Annotated in this window: 13 protein-coding genes, 1 tRNA gene and 1 pseudogene; 5 read left to right on the top strand and 10 right to left on the bottom strand. The window is 70.0% G+C overall.

Annotated features, from left to right (window positions below; all coding sequences use genetic code 11):
- Positions 1-58 precede the first annotated feature (58 nt).
- From BM287_RS09705 to BM287_RS09690, 4 genes are all read left to right on the top strand, one after another.
- Complete coding sequence (locus tag BM287_RS09705; RefSeq protein WP_090038809.1) at positions 59-1,180, top strand: Gfo/Idh/MocA family protein; 1,122 nt, start codon at positions 59-61, stop codon at positions 1,178-1,180.
- 86 nt (positions 1,181-1,266) lie between these two features.
- Positions 1,267-2,001, top strand: coding sequence for a ThuA domain-containing protein (locus BM287_RS09700; protein ID WP_090038811.1), 735 nt, complete (start codon positions 1,267-1,269; stop codon positions 1,999-2,001).
- 39 nt (positions 2,002-2,040) lie between these two features.
- Positions 2,041-3,084, top strand: a complete 1,044-nt coding sequence (locus tag BM287_RS09695; RefSeq protein WP_090038813.1) for a Gfo/Idh/MocA family protein — start codon at positions 2,041-2,043, stop codon at positions 3,082-3,084.
- Positions 3,081-3,920 (top strand): YqaJ viral recombinase family protein, encoded by an 840-nt coding sequence (locus tag BM287_RS09690; RefSeq protein ID WP_090038815.1) that lies wholly within the window; start codon positions 3,081-3,083, stop codon positions 3,918-3,920. Before BM287_RS09695 ends, BM287_RS09690 begins: the two co-directional genes overlap by 4 nt.
- A 50-nt stretch (positions 3,921-3,970) precedes the next feature.
- Here BM287_RS09690 and BM287_RS18075 read toward each other — a convergent pair.
- Positions 3,971-4,672 (bottom strand): annotated as a pseudogene (locus tag BM287_RS18075) (DUF998 domain-containing protein); the annotation flags it as partial.
- A gap of 151 nt (positions 4,673-4,823) precedes the next feature.
- Between BM287_RS18075 and BM287_RS09680 the strand changes: the two are divergent.
- Positions 4,824-5,792: an NADP-dependent oxidoreductase gene (locus tag BM287_RS09680; RefSeq protein ID WP_090038819.1), complete on the top strand. Its 969-nt coding sequence runs from the start codon at positions 4,824-4,826 to the stop codon at positions 5,790-5,792.
- A 3-nt stretch (positions 5,793-5,795) separates the two neighbouring features.
- Here BM287_RS09680 and BM287_RS09675 read toward each other — a convergent pair whose 3' ends face one another.
- The 9 genes from BM287_RS09675 to BM287_RS09635 form a co-directional block, all read right to left on the bottom strand.
- Complete coding sequence (locus BM287_RS09675; RefSeq protein ID WP_090038823.1) at positions 5,796-6,341, bottom strand: GNAT family N-acetyltransferase; 546 nt, start codon at positions 6,339-6,341, stop codon at positions 5,796-5,798.
- A 93-nt stretch (positions 6,342-6,434) separates the two neighbouring features.
- The gene (locus BM287_RS09670; RefSeq protein WP_244528119.1) at positions 6,435-8,429 is read right to left on the bottom strand and encodes a S53 family peptidase; all 1,995 of its coding nucleotides are present in this window, start codon (positions 8,427-8,429) and stop codon (positions 6,435-6,437) included.
- A gap of 208 nt (positions 8,430-8,637) precedes the next feature.
- Positions 8,638-9,327 (bottom strand): 50S ribosomal protein L1, encoded by a 690-nt coding sequence (gene rplA, locus BM287_RS09665; RefSeq protein ID WP_090038825.1) that lies wholly within the window; start codon positions 9,325-9,327, stop codon positions 8,638-8,640.
- 70 nt (positions 9,328-9,397) lie between these two features.
- Complete coding sequence (gene rplK, locus BM287_RS09660; RefSeq protein ID WP_090038827.1) at positions 9,398-9,829, bottom strand: 50S ribosomal protein L11; 432 nt, start codon at positions 9,827-9,829, stop codon at positions 9,398-9,400.
- A gap of 109 nt (positions 9,830-9,938) precedes the next feature.
- Positions 9,939-10,859, bottom strand: coding sequence for a transcription termination/antitermination protein NusG (gene nusG / locus BM287_RS09655; RefSeq protein WP_090038829.1), 921 nt, complete (start codon positions 10,857-10,859; stop codon positions 9,939-9,941).
- A 52-nt stretch (positions 10,860-10,911) separates the two neighbouring features.
- Entirely contained in the window at positions 10,912-11,184 is a 273-nt protein-coding gene (gene secE, locus BM287_RS09650; protein ID WP_090038831.1) for a preprotein translocase subunit SecE, read from the bottom strand.
- Between the two features lie 42 nt (positions 11,185-11,226).
- Positions 11,227-11,299, bottom strand: a tRNA-Trp gene (locus tag BM287_RS09645).
- 196 nt (positions 11,300-11,495) lie between these two features.
- Complete coding sequence (locus tag BM287_RS09640; RefSeq protein WP_090038833.1) at positions 11,496-12,176, bottom strand: LuxR C-terminal-related transcriptional regulator; 681 nt, start codon at positions 12,174-12,176, stop codon at positions 11,496-11,498.
- Entirely contained in the window at positions 12,173-13,423 is a 1,251-nt protein-coding gene (locus BM287_RS09635; protein ID WP_090038835.1) for an ATP-binding protein, read from the bottom strand. Before BM287_RS09635 ends, BM287_RS09640 begins: the two co-directional genes overlap by 4 nt.
- Positions 13,424-13,520: the final 97 nt, after the last annotated feature.

The following is a 13,520-nucleotide window of genomic DNA, read 5'->3' as shown; positions in this document are numbered from 1 at the left end:
ATCCCATCCACTCGTCCACAATCGAATCGATTCGAACACAGAAACCGAAAGGAGTGCCGTGAGCACGCAAGTCCCCCAGGTCGCCGACGGCGAACGCCTCGAGCGCCCCCTGCGCGCCGGAGTCATCGGCCTCGGCTGGGCCGGCCAGCAGCACATGGCCGCCTACGACGACCTCCCGGGCGTGGAGCTCGTCGCCATCGCCGGGATGGAGGACGGCCCCCGAGCCGAACTCGGCGAGAAGTACGGCATCGAGCGCCTCTACCGCGACGCGACGGAGCTCGTCGCGGACAGTGGTCTCGACGTCGTGAGCATCGCCGTCCCCACCTTCCTGCACGCCCCGATCGCCGTCGCCGCACTCGACGCCGGCATCCACGTGCTCAGCGAGAAGCCGATCGCCCGGACGGCCGCAGAGGCCCGGACGATGGTGGATGCCGCCCACCGATCCGGCCGTGTGCTGGAGGTCGCGTTCAACCACCGCCGCCGCGGCGACATCCAGGCCCTGAAGGCGGCGATCGACGACGGCCGGATCGGCCGGCCGTACCACGCGCGCGCCATCTGGCTGCGCCGCGCCGGCATCCCGGCTCTCGGCAGCTGGTTCACCAACCGCGAGATGGCCGGAGGCGGACCGCTGATCGACATCGGGGTGCACGTGCTCGACTACGCACTGCATCTGTTCGGCGAGCCGCGTGTGGTTGCGGTCTCGGCGGTGACGCACGCGGAGCTGGGGGTGCGCGGCCGGGGCGGCTCCACGTCGTCCAAGCAGCACGTCGGATCGGCCTACGAGGTCGAGGACCTCGCCAGCCTGCTGCTCCGCCTCGAGGGCGGCGGCTCGATCGTCATCGAGACGAGCTGGGCGGCCTACCGTCCCGCCGGCGACGAGTTCGGGATCACGCTGTACGGCACCGAGGGAGGCGCCGACCTGCGCGTCGTCGACTACGCGCCCTCCGGCGAGCTGACCATCTTCACCGGCGAGGGCGAGCAGAGCCAGGACATCTCGGTCACCGCCGATCCCGGGCGCGGCCATCTCGCCGTGGTCGAGACCTTCCTCGAGCACGTCGCGGATCCGGCGAACTGGTCGAACTGGGACGGCTCCCTCGCCCTCGACCGCGCTCGCGTCATCGACGCCGCCTACGAGTCCGCCCGCATCGGCGCCGAAGTCCGCCTGCCCCCCACCCCCTAGCCCCCACCATCGAGTACGCACTGACTGCACGAAATCTCCGCCGAAACCGCAAGTCATTGTGGACTCGACGGTGCTACGAAAGGAGCATGACCATGGCGCTGCGCGTCACCGTCTGGAACGAGGGCGTCCACGAGGCGACCCAGCCCGAGATCGCCGCGATCTACCCGCACGGCATCCACGGCGCCATCGCCGAGGGCCTCCGCGAGCTGCTCGGCGAGGAGGTCGCCGTGCGCACCGCGACCCTCGACGAGCCGGAGCATGGACTCAGCGAGGAGGATCTCGAGCAGACCGACGTCCTCCTGTGGTGGGGCCACATCGCGCACGACCGCGTGTCCGACGACGTGGTGGAGCGCGTCCGCCGCCATGTCCTCGGCGGGATGGGGCTGATCGTCCTCCATTCCGGCCACTTCTCGAAGATCTTCATCCGGATGCTCGGGACGACGTGCTCGCTCCGCTGGCGCAATCCGGAGGGCGGCGAGCGCGAGCTCGTGTGGAACGTCGACCCGACGCATCCCATCGCCGAGGGAGTCGAGCAGCCGATCGTCATCGAGGCGCAGGAGATGTATGGGGAGTTCTTCGACATCCCGACCCCGGACGACCTGGTGTTCATCAGCTCGTTCACCGGCGGGGAGGTGTTCCGGTCGGGCGTGACGTTCACGCGCGGTCGGGGCAAGATCTTCTACTTCAGCCCCGGGGACCAGGAGTACCCGGTGTACTTCCACCCGCAGATCCGGCGCGTGCTCGCCAACGGCGTCCGGTGGGCCGCGCCGGTCCCCGGGATCCGTCAGGCGCCCGAGGTCTCGAACCCGCAGCCGGTCTGAACCCGCACGGACCCCGGACGACACCAGGAGACGACACCCATGGCCGACACGCTCGCCGCCCTGCCCGGACCGCGCCATCCCGATCCCGCGGACGCCCTGCCCCTGCGCTGGGGCGTCCTCGGGCCGGGAGCCATCGCCGCCGGCTTCACCGACGCACTGCACCGTCACACGCGCCAGCGGGTCGTCGCCGCCGGCTCGCGGTCCGCCGAGCGCGCCCGGGCCTTCGCGGCTGCGCACGGCGTCGAACGCTCGTACGGGTCCTACGAGGCGCTCGTCGCCGATCCCGAGGTCGAGGTGGTCTACGTCGCGACCCCGCACAGCGAGCACCTCGCGCATGCGCTGCTCGCCATCGCCGCCGGTAAGCACGTCCTCATCGAGAAGCCGATGGCGGTGACGGCCGACCAGTCCCGCCGGATCGTGGAGGCGGCACGCGCCGCCGGCGTCTTCGCCATGGAGGCGATGTGGACGCGCTACCTGCCGCAGACCGACATCGTGCGGCAACTGCTGGCCGACGGAGCACTGGGCGAGGTCCGGCTCGTCACTGCCGACTTCGGCGGACGCTCCCGCTACGACCCGGCGAGCCGGCTCTGGCACCCGGCCCTCGCCGGCGGAGCGCTCCTCGACCTGGGCGTCTACCTGGTCTCCTGGTCGTCGTTCGCCATCGGGCCGCCCGCCGGCATCGTCGCGACGGGGACGCTCGCCCCGACGGGCGTGGACGACCAGGTCGCGCTCGTGCTCTCCTCGGCGCACGGGGCGCAGGCGCTGCTGAGCACGACGCTCCTGGCCTCCACTCCGTCGCTCGCGACGATCAGCGGCAGTGCAGGCAGGATCGAGACCGACAGCCCGTTCTGGGGTCCGAGCGGCCTCCGGGTCTTCGACTCCGACGGGACGCTGCTGTCCCACTGGCGCGACCCGTACGGCCGCCCGCACCGCGACGGCATGGCGTACGAGGCGGCGGCGCTTGCGCGCTACGTGGCCGAGGGACGCAGCGAGTCGCCGCTGCATCCCCTCGCGGAGGCCGTCGACACGCTGGCGACGATCGACGAGGCACGCCGCCAAGTCGGGGCGACCCGCGTGGAGTGACGCGCACCGTCGGCACCGCGAGGCACAATGGACAGGTGCTCGACTCCGCTTCCTCCCGCACGGCCGACCTCTACCGGCCGGGAGTGCTCGCGGACCTGAGCCCGGCGCGTCCCGCGCCTGTCCCGGTCGTTCCGGCCGTCCCGGGGCAGACCGGGCACCTCGCGCGCGTCGTCGCGCGCTCGAGCGACCGCGCGGGCTGGCTGCGAGCCCGCAGCCGGGGCATCACCGCGACGGACGTGGCCAAGCTCTCGTCGCCGCGCTCGATCCGCGCCGCCGCCTACGACAAGCTGCACGGGACGGGCTTCAGCGGCAACGTCTTCACCGAGCACGGCCGCTCCCGCGAGCCGGAGATCGCGGCCTGGGTGGCGGCGACCCACGGCATCCAGCCCTCCGACCTGCTCTTCCACGCGGAGCGCGACCGCCGGCACCTGGCCACACCGGACGGCCTCATCCTCCGGAGCTCCGGCCGCATCGAGCTCGCCGAGATCAAGACGACGAACAAGCCGCTCCGCAGCATCCCGCGTCCCTATCTTCGTCAGATCTGGTGGCAGCAGTACGTTCTCGGCGCCGAGCGGACGCTCTTCGTCTGGGAGCAGCACGACGGCTTCGTCCCGCTGGGAGACGAGCCCCGCTGCCGCTGGGTGGACCGCGATGAGGCCGAGATCGCGAAGCTGGTCGCTCTTGCGGCCGACCTGATCGAGGTGCTCCGTCAGGCGACCTCGACGGCCGCGCCCGCTTCCGGTCCGACCCCCGTGGATGACCGGGCGGCATCACCGGCCGCCGCGACCGCATCCGCCGCGGCCATGACCGGGATGCGCGTCAGCGCGACGGCATAGACCGCGATCCAGCCGACCGCAACGGTCGTTCCGACCAGCTCGAACCACGCACCGACATCGGCTCCCACGCGGACGATGGCGAGCAGTCCCCCGATGATCGTGATGACCGCGACCGTCGCGCAGGTCACCCGGGACAGCCGGGAGATGCGTGGAAGGCTCCGGCTGAACCCCACCTGCAGCATGGCGAAGCAGGCGGCGGCGAACCCGACCACGGCGGACACCGTGTGGATGAGGTCCTGCGGTGTCGACTTCGGGTCGACCAGGGGGACCGGGCAGTAGGCGGTGCACGTCACCTGCGACGCCAGCACGAAGCACAGGGCCGCGAAGCCCAGAGTCAGTGCGGGCGACCAGCGGTTGAGGATCGGGGCGGACGAACGGATGTGCCCGCTGGCCAGGGCGATCGCGAAGCCGCCGGCCGCGATGAGCAGCAGCGCGACGGCGAACGGTCCGGCCGTCGCGGCGCCGCGCGCGCCCAGCTCGCTGACGTAGACGGCGTAGGGCACGGTCAGCCGGGCGGCCCAGATGACGGTGAGCCCGCCGAGCACGCACAGCGTTCCGATCGCCAGGAGCACAGGCACCGCGCGCTGCCAGCCGCGCGCCGATACCGGGAGGCCGAAAGGCTGGCGGGAGATCCGCAGCAGTCGTCGCACCTGTCGCTCCTCGGTCAGCCGTCGTGGTCCCGGTCGTCCGACCGGTGTGCCGCGGCCGACCGGTGTCAGCCACGCCGGCCGCGGTCGGCCGGGTCGCAGCATCCTAACCGGCGTGCGGCTGGGAACGACCTGGGGGTATCCGAAACACACTGTTCACATCTGGTGACCCGACCGTAACACCGGCGAAGCACGGGCAGGATTGACTGAGAGGACGCCACGCCGCCAGCGCGGCCGACCGACGAGGGGACGACGGATGCCGAAGACGATGCGAGCAGCGCTGCTGGATACGGCGGGAGCGCCGGAGGCTCTGCGCATCGGCGAGATCGCGTACCCCGATCGCGTCAATGCGGAGTTCATCGTCAAGGTCGTCGCATCCAGCGTGAACCCCATCGACGCGAAGACGCGGGCCGGACGCGGAGTGTTCAGCGCCATCCATTCGTTCCCGGTGGTGCTGGGCCACGACTTCAGCGGTGTGGTGGTGGAGTCGCCGTACAGCGCGCATCCCCTCCGCCCCGGCGACGAGGTGTTCGGGATGGTGATGGTCCCGCGACTCGGCGGAAGCTACGCCGAGTACATCGCCGTGCCGTCGCTCAGCGTCGTGCGGAAGCCGGCCACGCTCAGCCACATCGAGGCGGCCGCCGCCCCGCTCGCGGCCCTGACCGCGTGGGGCATGGTCGTCGACGTCGCCAAGGCGCACGACGGACAGCGGATGCTCATCCACGCGGGCAGCGGAGGGGTCGGCCACTTCGCTGTGCAGTTCGCCTCCTACTTCGGAGCGCACGTCATCGCGACCGCATCGGGATCCAAGGCGTCCTGGCTGCGTTCGCTCGGCGCCGCGGAGGTCGTCGACTATCGCACCACCCGTTTCGAGGACGTGGTGCACGACGTGGATGTGGTGATCGACCTCCTGGGCAACGTGCACGACAACACCGGGAGCCGCTCACTCGCATCCCTCCGCCCCGGCGGGCTCATCGTCAACGCGCCGACGGGAAGCTGGCCGACGTTCGCCGAAGACACCGCTGCGGCGGGCGTGCGCGGCACCGACTACAAGGTTGCGCCCGACGGCAACACCCTGGGCGTCATCGCCCGCCTGCTGGAGTCCGGGAACGTCCGTGTCCACGTCGACCAGATCTTCGAGCTCGAACAGATCGCCGACGCGCATCGCGCGATCGAGAGCGGCCACACCCGTGGCAAGATCGCGCTGAAGGTCGCGGAGGGCTGAGCGCTACGGGGCCGGCGCGAGCGCCCGCTCCATCACCCAGTCGTCCTCGTACCGATCGCCGACGAGGAAATGCTTGGACCCCACCTGCTCGAAGCCGTGCTTCGCGTAGAAGCGCTGGGCCTTCGCATTCTCCTCGTTGACGCCCAGCCACATCCCCGCAGCGCCCGCAACCGTTCCGGCGTCGAGACTCGCGGCCAGGAGCCGGCCCGCAACGCCTTCGCCGTGGTGCCCGGGGAGCACATAGCACTTGCTCAGTTCGGCGGTGGGGCGGATGCGCAGGCAGGTACGCACCTCCGCATCGGACGGTTCGCCCAGGTTGACCATCGTGTAGCCGACTGCGGAACCGTGGGCGTCCTCTGCGATGAGCAGCCGGCGCGACGGATCGGCCAGATAGCCGGCGAACCGTTCCTCCGACAGCACCGAGGCGATGAAGGCGGCCTTCGCCTCCGGGGTCGTGTGCGGCGGGCAGGCGAGCGGAAAGGTGGCCGCAGCGACGGCGGCCAGGGCCGCGGCGTCGCCGGTGAGAGCCGGGCGGATGGTGACGGTCACCCTCTCAGAGTAACCAACCGGCCGGCGGCCGGCACGCAACGGACCGGCCGCCTCCGATCGGGAGGCGGCCGGTACGGGGATGCTGCGGGTCGGTCAGTGCCGACCCTGTGCCACCCGGCTGAGCAGGTCGAACGAGACGCCTCCGAGGCCGGTGACGTCGTCGTAGCCCTTCGCCGTCTTCAGCGACGTGTCCTGGTCCATGCTCACCAGGTAGGTGTTTCCGCTGATGTGGCTCGTGTAGACCAGCGCCTGCGGCGGGTTCTGCGGCAGCACATCCCGGAACGCGCCGGGCAGGATGCGCTTCACGCCGTACAGCGTCGGGTTCGCGAACCCGATGGTGGCATGCGTCGCCTGCTGCACGATCGCGATCTGGGCTGCAACGATCGGCGAGGCCAGCGACGTGCCGCCGTAGGTCTCGTTGATGTAGTCGCCTGTCGCCAGCGTCGTGTCGTCGACGATCGGCCGGATTCCGATCTGGAAGCCGGTGTACGGGTCGGCCAGGGCCGCGACGTCCGGAGAGACGCGCTTGCCGTTCGCCAGAGCCGCCGGCACGATGCCGCGCTGGTAGTCCGGCTGCGCGAAGACCGCGCTGACTCCACCGCCCGCACCGCCGACGAACCGGGTGCCGGGCAACGGCAGCGCGTAGCTCAGCGTGCCGTCCGGGTTCTTGACGATCTGGTCGAACTGGTCTCCCCAGCCGGTCTCCCACGCGATCTTGCCGTTCTTGTCGATCGCCGTGCTCGTGCCGCCCACCGAGGTCACCCACGGGGAGGACGCTGGGAAGTCCGGGGAGGCGTAGCCGAGGTTCGCGACCTCGTCACCGTTGTCACCGCTGGAGAAGTACAGCCCGATGCCCTCGCCTGCAGCCTGCAGCTGCAGGTTCACCTCTCCCTGGATCACGTCGGCCGGAACGGCTTCGCCCACGTTGCCGTAGCTGTTGCTGACGATGTTCGCGAGCTTGTTGTCGAGGATCTTCGACATCGCGATGTCCAGGCCGCCCGAGCAGTCCGTTCCGCCGACATACAGGATGCGCGCACCCGGTGCGATGCCGTGCACGGACTCGACGTCGAGCGTCTGCTCGCCCTGCCATCCACTCGGCTGCTGGCACAGGGCCTGGTCGGTGAACTCGCTCGGGTTCGGCACCAGCTGCTGGTAGGTGGAGTTCGTCAGCCCGGGCTCGCCGTTCTGCAGCGAGTAGCTGTTGACGTCCTTCACGATGCTGGGGCTAGCATACGCGTCGATGATCGCGACCGTCTGTCCGCTGCCGTTGATGCCGCGGTTGCCGAGGTCGGTGAGTCCGTACGCGCTGCGGAGCTGCTCGGGCGTGTAGCCGCAGTTGTACGTGCTGTACTGCGTCTGACCGTCGTAGGCGGCCGGGACGGTCACGACGTTCTCGCCGATGTAGTGCGAGCACGGCGTCTGGATCACCGGAGCGGCAGCCGCCTTGCGGGCCGGCTGCGGAGCGCCGGACGGCCCGAGGTCGCCCTGCACGATCGAGTCCGGTCGCGTCGTGGTACGCGACTGCTCGATGCTGATCGCCGACACTTCAGGGGCGATGGATGCGGGCACCGACGGTGCGGAGGCCGGAGCGATCAGCTGGCGGCCGCCGTGCTTGAACGAGTGGAGGGAGGTGCCGAACACCGATCCGAGCTGGTCCGGAGTGCCGCGGAACACGACGTACTGCCGGCTGGCCGGAACCCCCTGGATGGTGAGGCCTGCCGCCTTGATGAAGCTGACGAGTGCGTCGAAGTCGGCCTGTGTCGGCGAGAAGCGGTTGATCCACTGCTGCGGCGACAGCGCTTTGCGGTAGCCGCGGTCGAGCGGGCTGGAGACGGCCTTTGCGAGCGCCTCGGCGCCCTGCTGGTCGCGGAGAGGCAGATAGATCTCGCCCTGTACCGTGGTGTCGGCCGGGGCTGCGCCTGCATCGTTGCCGGCGGTGGCCCAGGACGGGACGGAGCCGGCGTAGGTCACCCGGTCGGCGGCGCCGGCAGCAGATGCTCCCGCCAACGACAACGCCACCACGGCAGACGTGGTGGCGATGATACCGAGCGCCCTCTTGTGGAGGGACCGCGTGGTGCGAAGTGCCATGAATGTCATCCTTTGGTTCGGACGGACTCGACAGCGAGCCATCGCGCGACGCGCGACATGGCGAGACTAGACCTGGACGTTCTACCTCTACAAGAGGGGGTAGACGGTTCCGTTCGCACCCGGGCCTCCGCACCGTCCCCTCCACTGACGCCGACGGGGCCGGGACCGGCAACCGGTCCCGACCCCGTCGGTTGTTCCTGGAACGGACTCAGATGGCGTTGACGTCCAGCGGGATGCCGGGGCCGAACGTGGTCGACACGGCGCCCTTCTGGATGTAGCGGCCCTTCGCGGCGGACGGCTTGAGGCGCACGACCTCCTCGAGGGCGGTGGTGATGTTGTCGCTCAGCTGCTCGGCGGTGAAGCCGGCCTTGCCCACGACGAAGTGCACGTTCGCGTGCTTGTCGACGCGGAACTCGATCTTTCCGCCCTTGATGTCGGAGACGGCCTTCGCCACGTCCGGGGTGACCGTGCCGGTCTTCGGGTTCGGCATGAGGCCGCGCGGGCCGAGCACCTTACCGAGACGACCGACCTGGCCCATGAGCTCCGGGGTGGAGACGGCCGAGTCGAAGTCGGTGTAGCCGCCGGCGACCTTCTCGATCAGCTCAGCGCCGCCGACCTCGTCCGCGCCGGCCGCGATGGCCGCCTCGGCCGCAGGGCCGGTCGCGAACACGATGACTCGGGCGGTCTTGCCCGTACCGTGAGGAAGAATGACGGTACCGCGGACCATCTGGTCCGCCTTGCGGGGGTCGACGCCGAGCTTCAGCGCGACCTCGACGGTCGAGTTGAACTTGGCGGAGCCGGTCTCCCGCGCCAGGGCGACGGCCTCGGCGGGGGTGTAGAACTTTCCGGCCTCGATCTTCTCGGCCGCGGCCCGGTAGGCCTTGGACTTCTGTGCCATGTGATTTCTCCTAACGAGAATGTGGTGCGAGCCTGGCCGGCTCTTCCACGATGTGTCTGGGGAGTCGGGCTTACGCCTCGACCGTGATGCCCATCGAGCGGGCGGTGCCTGCGATGATCTTCGACGCCGCGTCGATGTCGTTGGCGTTGAGGTCGACCATCTTCTGCTCGGCGATCTGGCGCACCTGCTCCTGGGTCAGCTTGCCGACCTTGGTGGTGTGCGGGACGCCGGAGCCCTTGGCGACGCCGGCCGCCTTCTTGATGAGCTCGGCTGCGGGCGGGGTCTTGAGGACGAACGTGAACGAGCGGTCCTCGTACACGGTGATCTCGACCGGGATGACGTTGCCGCGCTGCGCCTCGGTGGCCGCGTTGTACGCCTTGCAGAACTCCATGATGTTCACGCCGTGCTGACCAAGCGCCGGGCCGATAGGCGGGGCGGGGTTGGCGGCGCCGGCTTTGATCTGAAGCTTGATCAGACCGGTGACCTTCTTCTTCGGTGCCATGTCTCTTCCTTCTTTGTGTGTTCGAGCGGTTCAGGCCGCAGCCCTCGTCGCTCTCCCGGTTTCTCGGCCCTTCCGAGACCCGGTGTTCTGAAAATCGTGGGGGATGTTCCTACTGCTTCGTGACCTGGTCGAAGCTGAGCTCGACGGGGGTCTCGCGCTCGAACAGGGAGACGAGCACGGTGAGCTTGCCGCTCTCCGGCTTGATCTCGCTGATGGAACCGGGCAGGCCCGCGAACGAGCCCTCCTTGATGGTGATGGTCTCGCCGATCTCGAAGTCGACCTCGGTGATGACGGTCCGCGCGGTGCTCTTCTGGCCCTTCGCAGCGCCCTTGGCCGGAGCGGCCTCGACCTGCACGAGGCTCTTCAGCATCGAGAAGGCCTCCTCGAAACGCAGCGGGGTCGGGTTGTGCGCGTTGCCGACGAACCCGGTAACACCCGGGGTGTGGCGCACGACCGACCAGCTGTCCTCGTTGAGGTCCATGCGCACCAGCACGTAGCCCGGGATGCGGACACGGTTGACCATCTTGCGCTGGCCGTTCTTGATCTCGACCACATCCTCCATGGGGACCTGCACCTCGTAGATGTAGTCCTCCATGTTCATCGAGACCATGCGGTTCTCGATGTTTGACTTCACGCGGCGCTCGAAGCCCGCGTAGGAGTGGATGACGTACCACTTGCCCAGCTTGGAGCGCAGCTCGGCGCGGAACTCCTCGTACGGGTCGGTGGAGGTGTCCTCCTCGTCCTCGACGGCCTTCACGGCCGCCTCGGCCTCCTCGGCGCTGTCGACCTCGAGGGCCTCGTCGACGGCGCGATCGGCCTCGGGGTCCACGGCCTCCGCCATGGCGTCGAGCACCGCATCGAGGTCGATCTCGGTTCCGTCGTCGGCGACCACGTGAAGCGCCTCGTGCTCGGCGGCCTCGGACGCTTCGTCCTCGCTCGCGAGCACGTTGCCGGTCTGCGCCTCGTCGTCCTCGGAGGACTGCTCAGCAGCGGGCGCCCAGTCCACGTCGTCGCGATTCGTCTCAGACACTGAATTCATTCCATTTCTCGTCGGGAGGGCCGTGCGGCCCGGTCGACATCGTCTACTTGGGGTGCCCGAAGACCCAGACGACACCCAAGCCGAACACCCAGTCCAGGAGCGACACGAGGGCCATCATGATCACCACGAACACCAGCACGACGCCGGTGTAGCTGAACAGTTCCTTGCGGGTCGGGGTGACGACCTTCTTGAGCTCGCCGATGACCTGCCGGATGAACAGGGCGATCCGCGCGAAGGGGTTGCGCCGTGCGGCGCGATCCTTCTTCGCGTTCGCGACGACATCCTCGCTCGGCTCGTCGATTACCTTTCGGGCCACCTCGTTACACCTTTCGTGGATCGGCACCTGGGTACCGACTTGCAGGGCGGACAGGAATCGAACCTGCAACCTGCGGTTTTGGAGACCGCTGCTCTGCCAATTGAGCTACCGCCCTAGGACAGCGAATCGCGCACTTCCTCCGCTGTCGTTCCAGGCTAGCCGATCGAACATCCGAACGTGCTGCGGATGCGCGGCCGGGGCGGGGCAGTACTGCCGTCGCCACCCGGAAAAATGGGCGCAGAAAAGCTTGGCAGATTCAACCACCGCGTCAAGTGTACGGGACGCGGCGTGCCGCTCGCAAAGCGGCCGCGCTACAGGAGTTTGCGCTCCAGCGCCCACGCCGTCAGCTCATGCCGCGAAGACAGCTGCAGCTTCCGTAGGACCGCGGAGACGTGGGTCTCGACGGTCTTGATCGAGATGAACAACTCGGCTGCGACCTCTTTGTATGCATAGCCACGCGCGATCAGCCGCATCACCTCGCGCTCCCGGGCCGAGAGGCGATCGAGCTCGTCCGTCGACTCCGCCTGCTCCCCCGAGGCCGCACCGAAGGCGTCGAGCACGAAGCCGGCCAGCCGCGGCGAGAACACGGCGTCCCCACCGGCCACCGCGACGACGGCGTCGCTCACCTGGCCGCCCGAGCTGCCCTTCGTGAGGTACCCCCGCGCGCCCGCCCGGATCACGCCGACGACATCCTCGGCGGCGTCCGAGACGCTCAGCGCCAGGAACCGGGTCGACGGCGCCTCCGCGCTCGTGCGCCGCACGACCTCGGCCCCGCCGCCTCCCGCGCCACCGGGCAGGTGCACATCCAGGAGCACCACGTCCGGCCGGGTCGCAAGGACCGCCGCGACCGCGGCATCCACGTCGGCTGCCTCGGCGACCACCCGCAGCCGCTCGTCGAGGTCGGCGCGCAGCCCCGAACGGAAGATGGAGTGGTCGTCGACGATCACCACCGAGACGGGTCGGCTGGTGCTGTCAGGGGCCGGATCGGTCATGTCGTCTCGCTCGGATCGTGTTTCGGCAGCTCGATGGTCAGCTGGATCTCGGTGCCGCTCTCCCGCGCGACGACGGCCGCCTGCCCGCCGGCGCGCCGCATGCGGCCGATGATCGATTCTCTGACGCCGAGGCGTCCTTCCGGAAGCGACCCCAGGTCGAATCCGGGTCCGCGGTCGCGCACGAACACATCCACCCGGTCCCCGGCGTGCTCGACGTAGACCGACACCTCTCCACCGGCATGACGCGCAGCGTTGAGCATCGCCTCGCGCGAGGCCGCCCCGAGCTCCGACGGCGCCCGCCGCACCGGCTCCCCGACCGAGACGACGTCGAAGTGGACGGCGTGGTCCACCTCGAGCGCGGCGGCGACCTCCCGCAGCTCGGCGGCGAGGTCGCGATCCTCCGCCGGCGACGCGTCGCCGCCATCCGTGTAGAGCCACTCGCGCAGCTCGCGCTCCTGCGCCCGGGCGATGCGGCCCACCTCGCTCGACGCGCCGGCGCGGTTCTGGATGAGCGCGAGGGTCTGCAGCACCGAGTCGTGCAGGTGGGCGGCCATCTCGGCCCGCTGCTCCTCCTTGATGCGCGCGGTCCGTTCGGTGATGAGCTCCCGCCACAGCCGCAGGCCCCAGGGCGCGACGAGGACGGCGGCTCCGGCGAACGTCGTGATCAGGATGCCGAGCCACAGGATCCCTGACCCTCCGGCGTTCTGGGTGAGGGCCAGCGCCAGCGCGACGACGACGAGGAAGGCGCCGCAGGAGAGCCGGAAGGCGGTCGGATTCAGCGGGGCGAAGGCGGCAGGCTCCTCGTCGGCCACCTGCTCCCATGCCACGGCCAGCACGAGCAGCGCCGCGGAGCCGACCAGGGCGCCGAAGCCCGGCGGAAGCGCTCCGCCCGCCGCGAGCACGATCGCGGCGACCCCCGCCACCGCGCCCGCGCCTGCCAGGACCCAGGGCACGTCGACCCGGCGGCGGACGCCCTCCGCCGGGTCGGTCCCGACCGGAGGACGCAGGGGCGCCAACGCCCAGAACCACAGGTACAGCAGGACGCCGGCGCCGCCGAGGAAGGCCGCTCCCACGAAGGCCCAGCGCACGGCGACCAGGGGCCACCCGAGGTGGTCGGCCAGCGCGACGCTCACGCCGCCCAGCACGCAGGAGCGCGGCCGGGCGAGCGGCGGCCGCGGGACGGGCGGCCGCTGCACGGGCGGCCGCTGGAACGCGGTCCGCCACCCGGTGCGGGCTGGTGACGACATAGCCCGATCCAAGCAGACCCCGAGCCGACCCGCATCCGGCGGCGGCAATGATCAGGGTCCGCTCAGGGGTTCACCCGATACCTGCCGGAGCCACGCC

It is taken from the genome of Leifsonia sp. CL147 (assembly GCF_900114565.1).
Lineage (GTDB): Bacteria > Actinomycetota > Actinomycetes > Actinomycetales > Microbacteriaceae > Leifsonia.
This window is presented reverse-complemented; position numbering and strand designations above follow the sequence as displayed.

What these genes read in the sequence shown, in the direction of transcription:
- BM287_RS09700 (WP_090038811.1), top strand. Translation starts at nt 1,267, where the DNA reads ATGACCATGGCGCTGCGCGTCACCGTCTGGAACGAGGGCGTCCACGAG.
- BM287_RS09695 (WP_090038813.1), top strand. Translation starts at nt 2,041, where the DNA reads ATGGCCGACACGCTCGCCGCCCTGCCCGGACCGCGCCATCCCGATCCC.
- BM287_RS09680 (WP_090038819.1), top strand. Translation starts at nt 4,824, where the DNA reads ATGCCGAAGACGATGCGAGCAGCGCTGCTGGATACGGCGGGAGCGCCG.
- BM287_RS09670 (WP_244528119.1), bottom strand. Translation starts at nt 8,429, where the DNA reads ATGGCACTTCGCACCACGCGGTCCCTCCACAAGAGGGCGCTCGGTATC.
- rplA (WP_090038825.1), bottom strand. Translation starts at nt 9,327, where the DNA reads ATGGCACAGAAGTCCAAGGCCTACCGGGCCGCGGCCGAGAAGATCGAG.
- rplK (WP_090038827.1), bottom strand. Translation starts at nt 9,829, where the DNA reads ATGGCACCGAAGAAGAAGGTCACCGGTCTGATCAAGCTTCAGATCAAA.
- BM287_RS09640 (WP_090038833.1), bottom strand. Translation starts at nt 12,176, where the DNA reads ATGACCGATCCGGCCCCTGACAGCACCAGCCGACCCGTCTCGGTGGTG.
- BM287_RS09635 (WP_090038835.1), bottom strand. Translation starts at nt 13,423, where the DNA reads ATGTCGTCACCAGCCCGCACCGGGTGGCGGACCGCGTTCCAGCGGCCG.